Raw genomic sequence first — 19,275 nt, forward strand, 5'->3', positions numbered from 1 at the left:
AAACTCCCACTAATTAAAATTTCATTTTATGTATGTGCCTGTACCATCAGTGGAATGTTCATCCCACTGATGGTATTTTACAATCCTCCTTTTTTCGGATGAGTAAGAGTTATAATTAATCGGCAGTAACAATTTCTCCTATACCACGAATTAATCTTTTTATATGCATCCGTTCCGGTTTTAATATATTTACGATATAATCAATCGTTATTTGTGGTTCAATGGTTGTACCGCAAGTATAACAGTCAATAGCTGCAAAATTTTGTTCCGGGTAAGTGTGAATGGAAAGATGGCTTTCTGATAATAGCACTAATACAGTAACACCATATGGCTGGAACTCTTTTTTACTTACGTTTAAAACATGGGCACCAGAGTAATCTGCAGCTGTAACTAGATGATATTCTAAAAAGTGCATATCATCTAATAGGGAAAAGTCCACTCCCCACAAATCTACTATTATATGCTTGCCAAAGGTAGAGTATTCCATAGGGCAGCACTCCTTACTATTAATATCGTCAAAACTTCATTTCCTGTTTGTAGCATTGATGTAAGATAAGATTTGATTCTGAATTTAAAAGAGCGAGGTTACGTTGTTCTAGATGTTCTTCTTTAAATTGGAATAAAGGAAAAAGAAGAGAAGGCAATGTTCGAGGATTTGGTACAACATATAATTGTTCAATTTGATCGAGTACATGTGCAGAATTAGTAGCAAGATGAAATCCCCAGTCAGTTCCGAAAGAAGGAACGATTGTATGATAGCTTTTTACAGTTAATCCAGCGTGTTCAATTGTATTACCGATACTCCAATATACTAGAGGTGCATCAGCAGGTGAATTAGATTGACAGACGAAAGCACCATCTTCTGTTAAGAATGTAGCTATACGAGCAAATAGTTCGCTTGTATATAAAGTACTTAACAACTCTGTCGCTGGGTCTGGAAAATCAATAATGATTACATCGTATAAAGATGAAGGTGAATTTAGAAATTCTTTTGCATCGCATACGTGCACGTTCACGCGATTATCAAAAAAAGCATTTTTGTTTAAAGATACTATTTCTGGAACATTACGTGCCATATTAATCATTGCCTCGTCTAAATCAACAAGGTCTACATGTAGCACAGTTTCATATTTCAAAACTTCTCGTAAGGCAAGACCATCGCCACCACCTAATATGAGAACACGTTTTGGATCGATTACTTTTGACATAATTGGATGTACAAGTGCTTCATGATAAATTTGCTCATCAACGGAACTAAATTGTAGTTGCTTGTCCAAGTATAAGCGAACATCGTTTACTTGGACTAAATTAATATTTTGATAATTACTCTTTTCTTCAAATAGGTTCGTATGTTCACCAGCTTGTATTTCCTTTAGAGAAATTTCATCCCACACATCTAAGCTGTGTGAATCTGTAGGTACTATAATTACATTTTCCGATTGTACTTGCTTATCTTGCTTATTCTGCTCATCCTGTTTGTCCTGTTTGTCTTGTGTATCATGCTTGTCCTGCTGTTCTAGTTCAAATTTGTCAGAGTTTAATTCAGAACGCTTGTCCTTTTTATAGCTTGTTATTCTATAAATCTTTATTTTGCTTTGTTTTCTATGTTTTGGCATAGGAATCCCCTTTCGAATTGTGTTATTTTATTCTATTTTATTTTATGTAATTTAGTAGAGTGTGCTTGGACAATAGAATAGATAGAAGACTGAGCTCAAGAAAATGTTGTTTTTTACTAGATTTCTACGATAAAAAAATTTTTTTAGTGTTTTTTCATATTAAACATAACTAGACAACTAAACACTAATCTATTTTCATACAGTTATGTGTTAAAAGCGTGTTGTTTTATAACACACTGTGTGTTTTTTGGACGACACACTAATTGAAAGCGTTAACACACAAAGAAAATGCTCGAAAAAGCACTGATTTTAGTGGTTTTAAAAAGTTGGCACGCTAATTGCATTAATAAATAGCGTAAAGAAAAATAAATAAACATAAATTTTTTATACTACACAAGGGGGATTTTCAAATGAATATTTTATTATGTTGCTCAGCAGGGATGTCTACAAGTTTACTAGTTACAAAAATGGAAGCGGCTGCAAAAGCTCGCGGTTTAGAAGGCAAGATTTGGGCTGTATCTGGGGATGCAGTAAAAACGAATATCGATCAAGCAGATGTATTATTACTAGGACCACAAGTTCGTTACATGCTCTCTTCAATGAAAACGCTTGCTGACGAGAGAAACGTTGGAATCGACGTTATCAATCCAATGCACTACGGCATGATGAATGGGGAAGCAGTTTTAGATCACGCATTAACACTTAAAAAATAATTAGGGGGGAAGCGAAATGCAAAAGTTTATTGCATTTATGGAGAAATATATTGTTCCTGTCGCTGGTAAAATCGGATCGCAACGTCATTTAGCTGCAATCCGTGACGGATTTATTGCAGTTATGCCACTTATTTTAGTTGGTGCACTGGCATCACTAATTAATGGTTTTCCGTCTGAAGCTTTCCAAGATTTCATGAAAGGTATGTTTGGTGAAACGTGGAAACAAGTCGGCGGTGGAATGTGGACTGGTTCTTTCGCGATTCTAGCACTAATCATAGCATTTACAACAAGTTATAACTTAGCAAAATCTTACGGCGTTGATGGTTTGTCAGCAGGTATTATTTCATTTGGTGCGTTAATTATTCTTACGCCAACAACACCGAAAGAAGGCGGATTGAACTTAGCTTGGACAGGTGCACAAGGGTTATTTGTAGCAATTATCGTGGCACTCCTTGTTACTGAAGTATTCCGTTTCTTTGTACAAAGAAACATTACTTTTAAAATGCCTGATGGAGTACCACCAGCAGTTTTAAGATCTTTCGCAGCTATAGTTCCAGCATTTGTTATCTTAACAGTAGTTGCAGGTATTCAATTAGCAGTGAACTTAGCTGGTACAAGTGTTCATGAATTTATCTTTAATACGATTCAATCACCACTACAAAGTTTAGCAGGGACATTACCAAGTGCAATTGTCATTGTACTCCTTGTTCATCTTCTTTGGTTCTTCGGCTTACATGGTCCAAATATCGTTGGTGGTATTATTGAGCCATTATACTTACCGGCATTAGAGAAAAACATGAAGTTATTCCAAGGTGGTACATCTGCATTTGATGTTCCAAACATTATTACAAAACCATTCTTTGATACTTTCGTATATCTTGGTGGTTCTGGTGCAACATTAGCATTCTTGGTAGTGGTATTACTTGTAGCAAAAAGTGCACAGTTACGCGGTGTATCTCGCTTATCGATTGGACCAGGTGCATTCAATATTAATGAACCGGTAATATTTGGTACACCAATTATTTTAAATCCAGTTTTATTCTTACCGTTTATCATAACACCAATTGTATTAGTAATCACTTCTTATACAGCTATATCTATTGGCTGGGTACCAAAAACAGTTGCGATGATCCCATGGGCAACACCACCAATTATTAGTGGTTATCTTGTAACAGGTGGACATCTTTCAGGTGCAATTCTACAGTTATTCAACTTTGTAATTGCGATGGTAATCTATTATCCATTCGTTGTATTATGTGACCGTTCAGTTGTTCGTACTGAAAAAGAAGCAGCGCAAGGAAACAACAACTCTGTACCTATGTAACATAGAGATTGTTCTCGCAGACAACGGTGTCTGTGAGAACAATCACCTTTATATCATGTTCAAAAAGATGAAACACATCTGCAAGAACACCAAACTATCATTAATAAATTAAAACTTTAATAGAGATGTTCAAACTGAAGGGGTATTTAAATCGGTTGAACCTTATAGAGAGGGCGGTAATTATGATGACTACAGCAGAACAAATTCCATTCCAATTGATTTTAAATAGTGGTAACGCACGAAGCTTTGCGATGGAGGCACTTCAATTTGCCAAACAGGGGAAAATGGCAGAAGCAGATGAAGCGATGGTAAAGGCGAAAGAAGCGATTAATGAAGCGCATCATTTCCAAACAGAGCTCATACAATCAGAAGCAAGAGGAGAAAAAACAGAGATTAGTGTTCTTTTAATTCACGCACAAGACCATTTAATGAATGCGATTACAGTGAAAGAATTAGCAGCAGAGTTTATCGATCTTTATAAAAAGCTTGAAGCGAAAGGGGAATAAAGCATGACTGGAATTAAAATTGCTACAATCGGCGGTGGATCTAGTTATACACCAGAGTTAATTGAAGGATTTATTAAGCGTTATGATGAGCTTCCTGTTCGTGAAATTTGGTTAGTAGATATTGAGGCAGGAAAAGAAAAGTTAGAAATCGTTGGTAACTTAGCGAAACGTATGGTGAAAAAATCAGGCTTACCAATCGAGGTACATTTAACACTTGATCGCCGTGAAGCATTAAAAGATGCTGACTTCGTAACAACACAACTTCGCGTTGGTTTATTAGAAGCACGTGCAAAAGATGAAGCAATTCCGTTAAAGTATGATGTAATCGGTCAGGAAACGAATGGTCCTGGTGGTTTATTCAAAGCGTTGAGAACGATTCCTGTTATTTTAGATATTTGTAAGGATATGGAGGAGCTCTGTCCGAATGCATGGTTAATTAACTTTGCAAATCCAGCTGGTATGGTAACAGAGGCTGTCCTTCGTTATACAAATATTCAAAGAGTAGTTGGTCTATGTAACGTTCCAATCGGAATTCGTATGGGTCTTGCAAGATTACTGGAAGTAGATGCGAGTCGTGTTCACGTTGATTTCGCAGGTTTAAATCATATGGTATACGGACTAGACGTATATTTAGATGGCGTGAGTGTAATGGACCGCGTGTTAGAGCTTGTAACAGATCCAGAAAAGCAAATTACGATGGAAAATATCGCAGCGCTTAACTGGGAACCAGACTTTATTCGCGGACTTCGTGCAATTCCATGTCCATACCATCGTTACTACTACAAAACACGTGAAATGTTAGAAGAAGAGAAAGAAGCTTCTGTTGAAAAAGGTACACGTGCAGAAGTAGTAAAACAATTAGAAAATGATTTATTTGAGTTATATAAAGACCCGAACTTAGATATTAAACCACCACAATTAGAAAAACGTGGCGGAGCTTATTATAGTGATGCAGCATGTAGCTTAATTACGTCTATTTACAATAATAAAGGTGATATCCAGCCTGTTAATACACGAAACAACGGAACAATTGCAAGCTTACCACATGATTCAGCTGTTGAAGTGAACTGTATTATTACGAAAGAAGGCCCAAAACCAATTGCAGTTGGAGACCTTCCAGTACCAGTTCGCGGTTTAGTACAACAAATTAAATCATTCGAGCGCACAACAATTGAAGCTGCTGTTACAGGGGATTATCATAAGGCGCTGCTTGCTATGACAATCAATCCACTTGTACCATCAGATAAAGTTGCAAAACAAATTTTAGATGAAATGTTGGAAGCACATAAAGAGTATCTTCCACAGTTCTTTAAAAAGGTAGAGAAGTAAAAGCGGCGCTATTTAGCCCGCTTTTTTTATTCTATTAGGAGGTATTATGATGATTAAGTTAATTGTAAATGCAGATGATTTCGGTCTTACAGAAGGTACAAATTACGGCATTATTGATGGGCATATAAATGGACTTGTAAATTCAACGACGATGATGATGAATATGCCAGGAACAGAGCATGCGGTACGCTTAGCGAAAGAGTATAACCTACTCGGAGTAGGCGTACATCTCGTATTAACGGCAGGAGAACCACTTCTTGGAGACGTACCATCACTTGTAGGTAGCGACGGATCGTTTCATAAACAAAGTGTTGTAAGGGAAGGGAATATAAATCCAGAAGAAGTTGAGAGAGAATGGACTGCTCAAATTGAGAAGTTTTTATCTTACGGATTAACACCAACTCATTTAGATAGTCATCATCATGTGCATGGTTTACCGATTTTACATGATGTTCTTGAGAGATTAGCGGCTAAATATAATGTTCCGATTCGTCGTTGTGAGGAAGATAGAGCGGTGCATCCATTTTCTGATGTGTTTTACAGTGACTTTTATGCGGATGGTGTGACGGAAGATTACTTTGTGAAGTTAAAAGAAAGAGTACAAGGTGAACAAACGGTAGAAATTATGGTTCATCCAGCTTATATTGATCCAGAGCTTGTGAAGCGTTCTTCTTACGTAATGGATCGTGTGAAGGAATTGCGTATTTTAACAGAGAGTGAGTTGCCAGAAGGAATAGAGCTTGTGAAGTTTTAATAGAAAAAACGACGGCTACATCATGCCGTCGTTTTTTCTATTTATAAAATGGACAGAATATATCCGCCAAAGGCTCCCAGTATAACGATAACCCAAGGTGGTGTTTTCCAAAAAGCTAGTAAGCAAAAAAGAAGCGAAGCGAAAACGAAATCTGAAGTATTTATAATTGTACTCGTCCAAATGGGATCGTAAAAAGCGGCAATTAAAATACCAACAACTGCGGCGTTAACACCAAGTAGTGCGCCTTGTATGAATGATATTTTTCTCACACTGTTCCAAAATGGTAAAACACCAATAACGAGTAAGAAAGCAGGGAGGAAAATCGCAATTGTTGCGAGTATTGCCCCAAGCGTCCCGTTTAACACTGCTCCTATATACGAGGCGAATGTAAATAGTGGTCCTGGTACTGCTTGTGTTAATCCGTATCCAGCTAGGAACTGTTCTTTCGTCATCATGCCGTTTTGTACGAACTCACCTTCAAGAAGGGGCAGCACGACGTGTCCTCCTCCAAATACAAGTGCGCCAGAGCGATAGAAACTATCAAATAAAGCGATGTAATAAGAGAAAGGTCTTAATATCGGTAGCAGTAGTAAGAGTCCAAAGAATAAGACGAGACAAGAAACTGCTATCTTTTTTGAAATAGGTACTTTTATATGCTGAGATTGGCTAATTGGTTGGTTGCGATATAAAAACCAGCCGATAAAGCCACATATTATAATGAGGATCACTTGCGTCCAGCTACTTGGCCATAATAAGGCGATTGCGGCAGTTACAATCGCAATCGTTGCGCGGCTTCGATCTGGGGTTAACTTTTGCGCCATTCCCCATATGGCGTGAGCGACAATAGCGACTGCTACAAGTTTTAGTCCATGAATCCAGCCAGCACTCCCAAGATCGAACTGATTAAGGAATGAGGCGAAGAAAACTAAAACAAGGACAGACGGTAAAGTGAATCCAATCCATGAAATAATAGCTCCTAAAAGCCCGCCCCGTAATAATCCAACCCCCATACCGACTTGACTGCTGGCAGGACCAGGAAGGAATTGACATAGCGCTACTAAATCTCCATAGCTTCGTTCATCCATCCATTTTCTTTTTTGCACGTATTCGTGGTGAAAATAGCCGAGATGAGCGACAGGACCGCCGAATGAAGTAAGTCCTAATTTAAATGAGACGAGAAAAATCTCTAATAATGTGTGAAAGGTGTGTTTGTTTTTTTTCAAAATAACCTCCTAGAATGTTTTTGCTATGTGCATTATACAAGAAGGGGTAAAGCAAAAGGAACAAATCTAATGTAAAGATTTTGTGAATCTTTTCTTTGTAATTAAAATTGAAAAAGTCATAAATGATTATGTCTAAACCATAAAGTAGTAGAAGTAGTGCTGGGAAATTTATATAAGGAGAATGCCTTATGACAACACATTTCTTTGCCAGGTTAACAGGTAAGAGGGAAGTGCCTCCTGTAAATACAGAAGCTTTTGGGGTAGCAGAGTTTATTTTTAGTGATGATTTAACGAAATTGCATTACAGAGTAATACTAAAAAATATAGAAAAGGTTACATCGTGTCAAATTCATTTAGGGAAGTCTACTCAAATTGGCCCTGTTGTTTTATATTTGTATGGTCCACTGGAGCAAGGGATTAGCTTGAACGAGGGAAGTATTACTGGTGTAGTGAATGTGGAGGATTTTGAGGGACCTTTACAAGGGAAATCATTTGTACATTTACTTCAAGAAATTATTCAAGCAAACGTATATGTTAATGTTCATACGAAATCACAAAAAAGAGGAGAAATAAGAGGGCGAGTTAGAAAAGTAAAGAAGTAGAGGAAAAGGCTGTCCATATGTTGGAACAGCCTTTTCTCATTATATAAGGTGCTAGTTTTAGCGATTATTGTCGGTAAATCGATATATTTTGAAAATCGCTGATATAACTCGCGTTACGCCGATATATTTCAATAATCGCTGATATAACTTGCGTTACGGTCGATATTTTTAAAAATTGGCTCGATTAATTTTTCACAGGTTGATTTTTAATAAAGAAGTCCATAACGTAAAATACTTCGTCATCAGGTATTTGTATTTCAAATGTATTTTCAATTGGTTGCAATGCTTTTTTTACTTTCATATACATCCAGTATTCATCTTGTCTTCTTTTCTCTTTATCAGGGTGAGGAAGAAGGCTTTCTCCTTTTTGAAGACGGTCAACCATACAGCTCATATGCAGAATAACACCCATTAAGCTATCAGGAGTTAGCTGTAAGGAAATTAATTCCTGAATTGTATTTAATGCGTAACGAATTGTTTTAATAAGTAATGCCCCATCGTTACGCTGCATTTGTTGTTCAAGAATATCCGCCATTTTTGCATATGTTTCTTCATACGTAATTAATTCTTGAATGGGCTGAATCGCTGTGTAGTTTACGATGTCTTGGAAATGATATGTTAAGCATGGTACTTGCACATCGAAATTCGTAACGATACAAATGATGTTACGCTCTTTTTTTATGTTCTCGATCATTTTCGTTAAATCTTTTTCATGGACGATACTAATCGGAATAATTTCAATTAAGTCTTTATCAAATCGTAAATAGTTCTCTAACATTTTTTGAATAGCTAAAGCACTTCCTTCACCAGTTAAACAAGCTGTTAAAATAACAGATTTCATTGGAGAGAGAGGTTTTTTCTTTTCTTCTTGTACGTTTAAGTAAAACGGTGTTAAATTTTTTACTGTTTCATATAGCGCATCTAATGAATAACCGAGCTGAGCTTTTCGAGCTGCTTCTAGTGCATGTGGTGTGCTCGTCATCGAGAGAACACGTACAGGAATTTTGAATTCCGTTTCCAATATGTCACCGATATAAGCAAGTGACCCCATATCAACAAGTAAAAGAAGCCCATTTACATTTTGGAGTGTTTTCATATAAACTTTCACACGCTCTAAGAAATCTTTCGGTGATTCGTGTAACGGCATATCAATACCGGTTACTTCCTCAATGCCGAGAAGTTCGTTTGCAACGTTTGCCATTTCAGTTGCGATGCCATTACCGTGTGCTAATATTAATACTTTTACTTCGGTTTGTGAGGCAGGAATTGGATCAACAACGAAGAACATTGTTAAAAAGCCAGCTTCATCAATAGGCATTGTTATTTGTAATTCTTCCTCCAGTAGTTGAATGCATTGCATAGCTACGGAAAAAGCTTCTTTATATTTCGTACGAATTTGATTTAATTGTGGGTGATGTATTTGTTTTCCGCTTTGCAAACGTTGTAGAGTTGTCTGTACATGTAAACTTAAAGCGAGAAATACTTTTTCATCAAACGTCTTAGATAAATGCTTTTCAGCAAGTTCCGCTATTTTTTCACATACGGAAACGATATTACGATCCACAATTTTAAAAACATTTTCATGGCTTGTTTTTTTTGATATTTGGTTAAAATATTGTACGAAAAAGCTTTGAACATCATTTTCTATTAGTAATTCTAATTCTTCCTCTTCAATACCACGTGCTTGAAGTTCTTCGTATTTATAGTCAATATAATCGTAAATAGAAGATCGTTTTTCATCTTCTGTTTTATGATTACTCCAACCTTCCTCACCTGTAAATACAAATGTTTCATTTGGTATTTGGTATAAGTGACGGCTCTTCCTTTCAATGAACAACCCTTCTTTCATATACCAAGGTAAATCTGTACTTGAAACATAGACAGAATCACGTTTCTTTGTGACCAAATCGGAATAGGCTTTCGCACAGGCAATTTGAACATCTGTTTTTAATTGACCAATGTTATTGGGACAATTGTAAAAGACGAAAGCACGCATTGCATTTGGGCTAACGTGAATGTCTTTTCGCAGACGAATTGCTTCATTTGTGAAAAATAGCTGTAGTAAAGCAAAGCGCTCTTTATGTGTACGCTCACGAAGTGGTGGCAGCGTAACAGTCATCGGTATACGTCTTGTAAATGTTTTTAATAAAAAGGAATTTGGTTCTTCTGTTGTTGCAGTAATGATTAATACTTGTGCTTTACGTTCGTTCTCTGTTTCTCCAAGGCGGCGGTACACTCCGCGGTCAATAAAGGTGAAAAGCATTTCTTGTCCCTCTGGAGGTAGGCGATGTACTTCATCTAAGAAAAGAATTCCTTCATGTGCTTTTTCAATTAACCCTTTTTGATCACTTGCTCCTGTGTAAGCTCCTTTTTTAATCCCAAATAACTGTCCAAGTAGTAGTTGTGGATTGTTTGCGTAATCAGCACAGTTAAAGACGATAAATGGTGCATTTTTGGGAAGCTGTTCAACTTCAATTGCATATTCGTGCATTAAAGAAGCAAACATAGACTTTCCGACCCCTGTTTCTCCCAGTAGTAAAGTATGCATACCGTTTGGAGGGTAGAGAATAGAAGCTTTCGCTTTTTCAATTGCGATTTTAAGGCTCGTATTTTCAATTGCAAATGTATCTAATGAAGTTATGTCTTTTGAATGCGTTTCCAACGAAGTGTTCGTTTCTATGTAAAAACGAACAGGTCGCGTATTTGTTTTTAATAACCGTTTATCTTTTACAAGTTTGTTTAAGTCGCTACTTACATTGGCGCGATCTAGTTGTAGAAATGTAGCGAGTTCTGATGCGGTTACACCTTCTGTATAATTTCCTTCTTGTATTGCATTAAAAATGAGATCTATTCGTTTCATTTCCATTCACCTCGAAACTTCATCACTATTTAAAAGTTTACACAAAAATGGGAAGGGTGGGAAGAGAAAAATAAAACAGCTTTAGTCTAGAAGTACTAAAGCTGTTACAATCTTGTGTCTTTCCAAAAATTTACTTCGAGATGAGAAGATGGATTATAGGGAAGAAGTTTGTATCCTTGTGACTGTAAATAATCAATTACTTTTGGCAGTATTTGTACGGTCACACTCGAATCATGCATTAAAATAACTTCGACTTGTTCATCACTTTGATTACGCACTCTTTCGAGTATGGCAGAAGGATTATCATAGCTTTTCCAGTCATAAGTATCGATCGTCCAATCCCACATTTTATACTGGGCTGATACAAGTGCGTCACGGTAATTCTTTTTTAAGTAAGGCATACTACCATATGGAACGCGAACGAGATGTGTATTTAATTTCGTAACTTGCTGGACAATGCTTTGTGTTTGTTCCATTTCTGCAATTAAAGTGGAAGGGTCACCAGTGTAAAGGCGTTTTACATCATGTGACATGCTATGGAGCCCGATATAATGTCCTTCTTTAATTAATCGTTGCATCGTTTTTCTGTAATGCGGCACTTTTCCGCCAATAACAAAGAAAGTTGCTTTTCCGTTCTTTTCTTTTAAGATGTTTAAAATTTGTGTAGTATATTTGTTTGGACCGTCATCAAATGTTAAGTACGCAATTTTTTGTGTAGGAGAAGTTGTTTCAGTATTTGGATGATGTTCAGCAGGAATAACGGTTGTTGCTTCAGTATTAGATGATGCGTACATAGTAATTGTTAAGAATAAAATAATACATTGAAATACTCGCTTGATCATAACATTCACCCTCAGTTTGACAATCAAGATGTAAAAAAACTTGATACTTTTCTTATTATGTATATCTTTCTCCAATAGAGGAACTCTCAAACAATCTATATTTTGGAAATATAAAATAAGGAATAAAAAATAGCATCCTAAAGGATGCTATTTGAATATTTCATAATGGTAAAGGCTATACTACAATTAGTCTTCGCGTTTTTTCACTTTTTTATAAAAGGAAATAAGTGGTTTGTAACGTTCATGTACAAGACCGATTATTTCAGCAATGATTTCTGTGAAGAAAATCAAAGCGAAAAGAAGAATAATGGATAACCATAACGTTGCACTAGTGAAAATAATGGCATTTACACTAAAGAAAATACCGAATGCGTATATAATTAGTACCGTTTTACGATGAGAGAATCCCATTGCAAGTAAGCGGTGATGTAAATGCGATTTATCTGGTGCTGAAATAGGTTTTTTATTTACGATACGACGGATGATTGCAAATATCGTATCAAATATAGGTACACCTAAAATGATAATTGGAACGATAAAACTGAATAACGTTACACTTTTGTATAATCCAAGTAACGATATAACAGAAATACAGTATCCTAAAAATAGTGCTCCTGTATCTCCCATGAAAATTTTTGCTGGATGGAAGTTGAAGAATAAAAATCCAATTGTACTTGCTAATATAATTAATGCGAGTGGCAAGATAATAGCTGTTCCAGTACCCCATGGGCTAGTGAAGGCCATATATGCTAGCGTTGCAAGTACGATAGATGAAATACCAGCAGATAATCCATCTAAGCCGTCAATTAAGTTGATTGCATTCGTAATACCTACAAGCCAAAATACTGTAATTGGATAAGCAAGCCATCCAAGTTCAGTATCCCCAAGGAATGGGATATATAATACTTGCACTAATAATCCACTTTTTACAATCATAATGGCAACTAACAGTTGTCCACCGAATTTTACTTTCGCAGATAACTCGTACATATCATCTAAAATTCCGATGATTACAATGATAATCGCACCTAGTGTTATCGATAACATTCTTTGCTCATATAAGCCGCCGACAACAAATCCTACAGCTACACCAATAAATATTGCTAACCCGCCAAGACGTGGCATAATCTTTTGGTGCACTTTACGTGCGTTTGGCTTATCTGTCGCTCCTATTTTAAAAGCTAATTTAATAACTAAAGGAGTAACGACGAGTACAGTGATGAAAGATGCCAAAATGGCATAAATCACTTGTGAGTCCATTAATACCCCACCCTTTATATTCTAACGTAATTTTTTTTTTTGAAAATATATTTATCTGAAAATTATGATGTTTATTTACAGGCTCATAACATATGGTATCACAAAAAGATTAGAATTCAATCTTTTTTTCTCTTTACGGTTAATGGAAGCGGATAGAATATATGACAATTGTATATAGAATGTTGCATCATATGAGAAGGTTAATCGTACTGGACTTTGGAATATGACATTTCCTTTTTTCTTCGATAGTGAATACTTTTAGTTCAGTATTATAAGTGTTACACGTAGAAATGAGTAAGTTTCATGTTAAAATGTGGGAATTTATCTCGCGTCAACTAGTAGCCCCATTCCTACTAATTAAAGTTTTACTTTATCCCGCATTAACGGGCAGTAAGACCCCCACCTCAAAATTCAGCGAAGTAAAGAAGTTAGGTGGGGACCAACTGCCCGTAAAAGCCCCACTGATTAAAGTTTCACTTTATATTATAGTGCATTTAATTTTACAAAAACTTTAAAAAGAATGAGGGAAGTAATTCATATAATGAAGAGGGAAAAGGGTTTTCTCATTTTTAATGTGAGAGGGGGAAGCACAGGGAGAATTCTGTATTTCATATCTTTTCTATTGTAAATTCCTGTGCGAAAAGGAAATGAAAATTACGATAATAGGTACTGGATATGTTGGATTGATTACAGGAGTAGGATTGGCAAAGTTGGGGCATTCAGTTACATGTTTTGATATAGATGATGAAAAAATTGAACGGATAAAACAAGGGGATTTACCTATTTATGAGGTTAGATTACATGAATTAATAAATTATGCATATGAGAATAACGCTTTAACTTTTACATCAAATAAAGAAGAGGCATTTGATGATGTAGAGTTTATATTTATTGCAGTTGGAACACCATCTTTATTAGATGGGACGGCGGATTTAACGTATATTCAGAGTGCTTGTAAAGATATTGGATTATATGCGAAGAACGATATTATTGTTGTTACGAAAAGTACAGTTCCAGTAGGTACAAATGATGTAATGAAGGAATGGATTGAGGGGAATTTAAAAGGGAGGCATACAGTACATATCGTATCGAATCCAGAGTTTTTGCGTGAAGGTTCAGGTATTTATGATTTCTTTCATGGAGATCGTATTGTAATTGGAGCGGATAGTGAGGAAGTAGCAAGAAGAGTAGAGAGTTTGTATAGCCAATTATGCTTAGAAACGTATGTTACAGATATTAAAAGTGCAGAGATGATTAAATACGCATCGAATGCCTTTTTAGCTACAAAGATTAGTTTCATTAATGAAATTTCAAATATATGTGAGAAGATAGGCGCAAATGTATTGGATGTTGCCAAAGGGATGGGAATGGATAAGAGAATTGGTGCATCTTTTTTAAATGCGGGCATTGGATACGGGGGATCGTGTTTCCCGAAAGATACGAAAGCACTGGTGCAAATTGCGGGAAATGTTGCTCATGATTTTCGTTTGTTAAAAGCGGTCATTGAAGTAAATAATAAGCAACAGCTGCTATTGATTGAAAAAGCGAAAAAAGTTATTAACATGAATAAAAAGCGGATTGCAGTTCTTGGCGCATCCTTTAAACCGAATACGGATGATATTAGAGAGGCATCATCTCTTATTATAATAGAAGCATTACTTAATATAGGTGCAGATATTGTTCTGTACGACCCAAAAGCAATTCAATATGTGAAAAATATATTTGGAGATGCTATACAATATAGTAGATGTATAGATGAATCGATTAGAGATGCGAGTGCGGTTTTTATCGTAACAGAATGGGAAGCTATTCGAGTGTACCCGTTAGAAAAGTACGTACAACTTATGAGAGAGCCTATTTTATTCGATGGGAGAAATTGTTATACTGATGAAGATGTTAAGAAACAAAGGATAGATTATTACTCGGTGGGCAGAAAAAGTATTTGTAATAGAAAAGTTTCTGTTATGCGTTAAAAAGGGATGTACTCATCCATATTTTTATATGTCATAATAGAAGCTGTAATTAGTGAAAGAAAAGAGGCAATCACATGACTGAACGTTTAAAAGTAATGACAATTTTCGGGACACGTCCAGAAGCAATTAAAATGGCACCTCTTGTATTAGAGTTGCAAAAACACCCAGAAAAAATTGAATCGATTGTGACTGTAACAGCACAACATCGCCAAATGTTAGATCAAGTATTAAATATCTTTGGAATTACGCCAGATTTCGATTTAAATATCATGAAAGACCGCCAAACTTTAATTGATGTTACAACGCGCGGTTTAGAAGGTTTGGATAAAGTAATGAAAGAAGCGAAGCCGGATATTGTACTTGTACATGGTGATACAACAACAACATTTATTGCAAGCTTAGCTGCTTTTTATAATCAAATTCCAGTAGGTCATGTTGAGGCGGGCCTTCGTACGTGGGATAAGTATTCTCCATACCCAGAAGAGATGAATCGTCAATTAACAGGTGTAATGGCGGATCTTCATTTCTCACCAACAGCAAAATCAGCAACGAACTTACAGAAGGAAAATAAAGATGAGTCACGTATTTTCATCACAGGAAATACAGCGATTGACGCGCTGCAAACGACTGTAAAAGAAACATATAGTCATCCTGTACTAGAGAAACTTGGAAATGATCGTCTTGTACTTATGACAGCTCACCGTCGTGAAAACTTAGGTGAACCTATGCGTAATATGTTCCGTGCAATTAAGCGTCTTGTTGATAAGCATGAAGATGTACAAGTTGTGTACCCTGTTCATATGAACCCTGTTGTTCGTGAAATAGCAAATGAAATTTTAGGTGAACATAATCGTATTCATTTAATTGAGCCGCTAGATGTAATTGATTTCCACAATGTTGCAGCTCGTTCATACTTAATGTTAACGGATTCTGGTGGTGTACAAGAAGAAGCTCCATCACTTGGGGTACCAGTTCTTGTTCTTCGTGATACAACAGAGCGCCCTGAAGGTATTGAAGCAGGTACGCTGAAATTAGCAGGAACAGACGAAGAGACAATCTTTGGTCTTGCAGATGAGTTGTTATCAGATAAAGAAGCTCATGATAAGATGGCGAAAGCATCTAACCCTTACGGTGATGGTCGTGCATCAGAGCGCATTGTAGAAGCGATTTTACAACACTTTAATAAGTAAATAAAAAAGGCCCAATCGGATAGATTGGGCCTTTTTGTTACGGCTGATTGCGCATAATCCACTCTGCATGAGCATTTGTAGAAGGTGGCGGATCAGTTGGTGTTTTATTTTGGTTTGTTTCTTTTTTTGCTTGTTCGTTAGAATTAGAATTAGAACTTGAATTTGAATCAGGATTTGAGTTGTTTTTTGTAGTTGGATTTTTTGCTTTTTCCCCTAATTCTTTTTCAATTTCGTTACGAACCGTTTCTACACTGATTGGATCTGGAAGGAAGTAATAAATACCGCCTATCTTTTTGTCTTCGCCTTCAAGCTTTAACGTTTGCATTGTAGAAGGATCAAATCCAGAAAGTTTATTGTAAAGAGCAAGTCCGTCTGAAATAGGAATGTCGGTTTTTATATATTTTCCAACGACAGCTGTTAAATCTTTAATTTTAAATACAGTAGAGGTGGAGTTTAACTTTTGGGCAACAGCGGCTAGTAATTGTCTTTGTCTAGCAGCTCGACCATAATCGCCATTTGGATCTTGTTTTCGCATACGGACGTAAGCAAGTGCTTCTTCACCGTTTAAGTTTTGCTGTCCTTGCTTAAATTGAATTTTTTTGTAGTAATCTACGTCAGAGCGCTCCCAGAAATCGAAGGGTACGTCAACCGTAACGCCGCCGACAGCATCAACGATACCTTTAAAGCCTTGGAAATCAATTTTAAGATAATGGTCTACAGGAACTTTTAGAAAGCCTTCGACAGTTTTGATTGCCATTTCTTCTCCGCCGTAAGCATGGGCAGCGTTAATTTTGTCTTCCTTATTTTTACCAACAATTTTAACTCGAGAATCACGAGGAATACTCATAAGTGAAATCTTTTGAGTTTTCGGATTGACTGTTGCAAACATTAATGAGTCTGTACGACCATTTTGACCGTCTGTCGCATAATCTTCTATACCCATAATGAGAATTGTAAAAGGTTCCTTTGTAATTTCTACATCTTTGTTTCTTAAATCCGATTTTTCACGAGTAAAACCACTATACATCTCCATAAGAGAAGAGTAAGAATTTAACACATAAACTCCTATGCTGCCAAATAAAAATGCGAAAATAAGGAAGAAGAAAAGTTTCCTTCTTCGCTTCTTTTTTATTCTGCTATTTTGGAGATGATAATAACGTTCTTCCATATATAATCTCCTTAGTTCGTTAGTTCATTTGTAGGGAAGTAATTCACTACATTAATCTTTGAAGGTGATAAAAGAGTTATGCTTAGATAACATCTTGTTCTAAGTACAACATATCTCCTTCTGTAATTGTACATTTCCCGTTTGTTAATTCAATCATCCAATTTGTAAATGCTTGTTTGCCGTCTTCTTCTACATAAGTATCAAATGTGACATTTTCTAGATAATGTATATCTTTAATGGCATATTTTGAATTACGTAATTCATTTTCTACTTTGCCAAGTAATGTGTAATCAATCTCGGTTTGCATCACACGCATTAGTTTTCGCTGGACAACACCGACATGATTAATGCCTTCGCTTGTACACTTTCCATATGCACGAATTAATCCACCTGCGCCAAGTTTAATGCCACCAAAATAGCGTGTTACGACAACGACGGTATCTTTTAGCCCACGTTTTTTTAGTACTTCTAGCATTGGTACGCCAGCTGTACCGCTAGGCTCGCCGTCATCATTTGCTTTTTGAATATGATCTTGTTCGCCAATTAAATAAGCGGAACAATTATGTGTTGCATTCCAATGCTGTTTTTTTATTTTTTGTATAAATTCTTGAGCCTCTTCCTCAGTCGTTACTCGGCTAATATAACAAATAAATCTTGATTTTTGAATGACGATTTCGTGTTCGCCGTAGTCTTTGATTGTTAAATATTGTAATAGCACTTGTATACGCCCCTATCTATCAAAATGACTAGTACTTTCCATTTTAAAAGCGAGCCTTTTTATATTCAAACATTTTTTCTAAATAGGCTGAAGTTTTTGGTGAGTATTTTATCTTTTTGTTGTAATTTGTCGAGATGGTGAGTATAATTTCAACCGGCATTTCCCTGTATGGATGCACCATTTGTAGTTTTCGTGTAAAATTAGGAAATAAAACTTTTTATAAGGCAGGTACGAAAATGAAAATAGCTATTGTTACTGATAGTACAGCATATATACCGAAGCAAATCCGTAATGAACTCAATATATATATGATTCCATTAAACGTTGTGTTTGGAACAGAATCTTATCAAGAAGAAGCTGAAATTTCAGCAGATGATTTTTATGTGAAAGTACGTGAACAAGAGGAACTTCCAAAAACTTCTCAACCAGCAATCGGAAAGTTTGTTGAGCTATATGAAGAACTAGCTAAAGATTATGATGCAGTTATTAGTATTCACCTATCAAGTGGAATTAGTGGTACATATCAAACATCAACGACAGCTGGACAGATGGTAGAGGGTATTGATGTATACACGTATGACTCTGAAATTAGTTGTGAAGTACAAGGATTTTATGTGCGTGAAGGTGCAAGGTTAGCAAGTGAAGGAAAGAGTCCAAAAGAGATTATTGCTCGTTTTGATGAAATGAAGAAAACGATGGACGCCTATTTTGTAGTTGATGATTTACATCATTTACAACGTGGTGGTCGATTAAATAGCGCGCAAGCTTTCATCGGCAGTCTGTTACAAGTGAAGCCAGTTTTATATTTTAGAGATAAAATCATTATTCCGTTTGAAAAGATTCGTACACGTAAAAAAGCATTAAAACGTATCATTGAAATTTTTGATGAGCAAGCAAGTAAAGGTGTACCTATGGAAGCAGTTATCATTCATGCGCAACGTGAAGAGGAAGCGAATGAATGGAAGAAAGAATTAGAAGCAAAATATCCTCACGTCACAATTCGTACAGGTTATTTTGGAGCTGTAATTGGTACGCACTTAGGTGAAGGTGCATTAGGTCTTGGATGGTATACGAAGTAATAAAGATATAAAAAGCTCTCTTTTTAAGAGGGTTTTTTTACGGGTATGTTACGTTTAGTTGACAAGTTAATATTTGGAAATGGTAAAATGTACGTAAAATAAAATAATGAGGAAAGTT

17 protein-coding genes are annotated in these 19,275 nt (G+C 36.1%); 9 read left to right on the forward strand and 8 right to left on the reverse strand.

The window, feature by feature from the left end; translation table 11 throughout:
- Positions 1-115: 115 nt before the first annotated feature.
- Together speD and OXT04_RS20885 are read right to left on the reverse strand one after the other, a co-directional pair.
- Positions 116-487 carry an adenosylmethionine decarboxylase gene (gene speD / locus OXT04_RS20880; protein ID WP_098564639.1) on the reverse strand — a complete coding sequence of 124 codons (372 nt, stop codon included), beginning with the start codon at positions 485-487 and terminating at the stop codon, positions 116-118.
- 28 nt (positions 488-515) lie between these two features.
- A complete protein-coding gene (locus OXT04_RS20885) occupies positions 516-1,616 on the reverse strand; it encodes a polyamine aminopropyltransferase (RefSeq protein WP_267417266.1) in 1,101 nt (366 codons plus the stop codon).
- A 410-nt stretch (positions 1,617-2,026) separates the two neighbouring features.
- On the opposite strand from OXT04_RS20885, the gene OXT04_RS20890 reads away from it, so the two are divergent.
- The 5 genes from OXT04_RS20890 to chbG all read left to right on the forward strand — a co-directional run bounded on the left by OXT04_RS20890 (position 2,027) and on the right by chbG (position 6,242).
- Entirely contained in the window at positions 2,027-2,329 is a 303-nt protein-coding gene (locus tag OXT04_RS20890) for a PTS sugar transporter subunit IIB (RefSeq protein ID WP_001023569.1), read from the forward strand.
- Positions 2,330-2,345: 16 nt separating this feature from the next.
- Positions 2,346-3,653, forward strand: coding sequence for a PTS cellobiose transporter subunit IIC (gene celB, locus OXT04_RS20895; RefSeq protein WP_098648266.1), 1,308 nt, complete (start codon positions 2,346-2,348; stop codon positions 3,651-3,653).
- Between the two features lie 182 nt (positions 3,654-3,835).
- Positions 3,836-4,159: a PTS lactose/cellobiose transporter subunit IIA gene (locus OXT04_RS20900; protein ID WP_000989050.1), complete on the forward strand. Its 324-nt coding sequence runs from the start codon at positions 3,836-3,838 to the stop codon at positions 4,157-4,159.
- A gap of 3 nt (positions 4,160-4,162) precedes the next feature.
- Complete coding sequence (gene celF, locus OXT04_RS20905) at positions 4,163-5,488, forward strand: 6-phospho-beta-glucosidase (RefSeq protein WP_000145762.1); 1,326 nt, start codon at positions 4,163-4,165, stop codon at positions 5,486-5,488.
- A 49-nt stretch (positions 5,489-5,537) separates the two neighbouring features.
- A complete protein-coding gene (gene chbG / locus OXT04_RS20910; protein ID WP_016079721.1) occupies positions 5,538-6,242 on the forward strand; it encodes a chitin disaccharide deacetylase in 705 nt (234 codons plus the stop codon).
- 41 nt (positions 6,243-6,283) lie between these two features.
- Here the strand turns inward: chbG and OXT04_RS20915 are convergent, their stop codons facing one another.
- A complete protein-coding gene (locus OXT04_RS20915; RefSeq protein ID WP_097945699.1) occupies positions 6,284-7,465 on the reverse strand; it encodes a chromate transporter in 1,182 nt (393 codons plus the stop codon).
- Positions 7,466-7,653: 188 nt separating this feature from the next.
- On the opposite strand from OXT04_RS20915, the gene exsM reads away from it, so the two are divergent.
- Complete coding sequence (gene exsM, locus OXT04_RS20920) at positions 7,654-8,067, forward strand: exosporium regulatory protein ExsM (protein WP_000207046.1); 414 nt, start codon at positions 7,654-7,656, stop codon at positions 8,065-8,067.
- Between the two features lie 184 nt (positions 8,068-8,251).
- Here exsM and OXT04_RS20925 read toward each other — a convergent pair whose 3' ends face one another.
- From OXT04_RS20925 to OXT04_RS20935, 3 genes are all read right to left on the reverse strand, one after another.
- Entirely contained in the window at positions 8,252-10,927 is a 2,676-nt protein-coding gene (locus tag OXT04_RS20925) for a sigma-54-dependent transcriptional regulator (RefSeq protein WP_000820950.1), read from the reverse strand.
- A 104-nt stretch (positions 10,928-11,031) separates the two neighbouring features.
- The gene (locus OXT04_RS20930; protein WP_016513232.1) at positions 11,032-11,769 is read right to left on the reverse strand and encodes a polysaccharide deacetylase family protein; all 738 of its coding nucleotides are present in this window, start codon (positions 11,767-11,769) and stop codon (positions 11,032-11,034) included.
- Between the two features lie 186 nt (positions 11,770-11,955).
- Positions 11,956-13,029, reverse strand: coding sequence for a glycosyltransferase family 4 protein (locus OXT04_RS20935; protein WP_000378306.1), 1,074 nt, complete (start codon positions 13,027-13,029; stop codon positions 11,956-11,958).
- 647 nt (positions 13,030-13,676) lie between these two features.
- Here OXT04_RS20935 and OXT04_RS20940 point away from each other — a divergent pair.
- The gene (locus OXT04_RS20940) at positions 13,677-15,002 is read left to right on the forward strand and encodes a UDP-glucose dehydrogenase family protein (RefSeq protein ID WP_098570138.1); all 1,326 of its coding nucleotides are present in this window, start codon (positions 13,677-13,679) and stop codon (positions 15,000-15,002) included.
- Positions 15,003-15,076: 74 nt separating this feature from the next.
- A complete protein-coding gene (gene wecB / locus OXT04_RS20945) occupies positions 15,077-16,192 on the forward strand; it encodes a non-hydrolyzing UDP-N-acetylglucosamine 2-epimerase (protein ID WP_000140121.1) in 1,116 nt (371 codons plus the stop codon).
- A 37-nt stretch (positions 16,193-16,229) separates the two neighbouring features.
- Here the strand turns inward: wecB and OXT04_RS20950 are convergent, their stop codons facing one another.
- Positions 16,230-17,360, reverse strand: a complete 1,131-nt coding sequence (locus OXT04_RS20950; protein WP_098256065.1) for an LCP family protein — start codon at positions 17,358-17,360, stop codon at positions 16,230-16,232.
- Between the two features lie 82 nt (positions 17,361-17,442).
- The gene (locus OXT04_RS20955; protein ID WP_098256064.1) at positions 17,443-18,078 is read right to left on the reverse strand and encodes a YigZ family protein; all 636 of its coding nucleotides are present in this window, start codon (positions 18,076-18,078) and stop codon (positions 17,443-17,445) included.
- Positions 18,079-18,314: 236 nt separating this feature from the next.
- On the opposite strand from OXT04_RS20955, the gene OXT04_RS20960 reads away from it, so the two are divergent.
- A complete protein-coding gene (locus OXT04_RS20960; RefSeq protein WP_267417292.1) occupies positions 18,315-19,157 on the forward strand; it encodes a DegV family protein in 843 nt (280 codons plus the stop codon).
- The last annotated feature ends 118 nt before the right edge of the window (positions 19,158-19,275 follow it).

It is taken from the genome of Bacillus sp. GC_Bacil_1 (assembly GCF_026540675.1).
GTDB classification, from domain to species: Bacteria; Bacillota; Bacilli; order Bacillales; family Bacillaceae_G; genus Bacillus_A; species Bacillus_A cereus.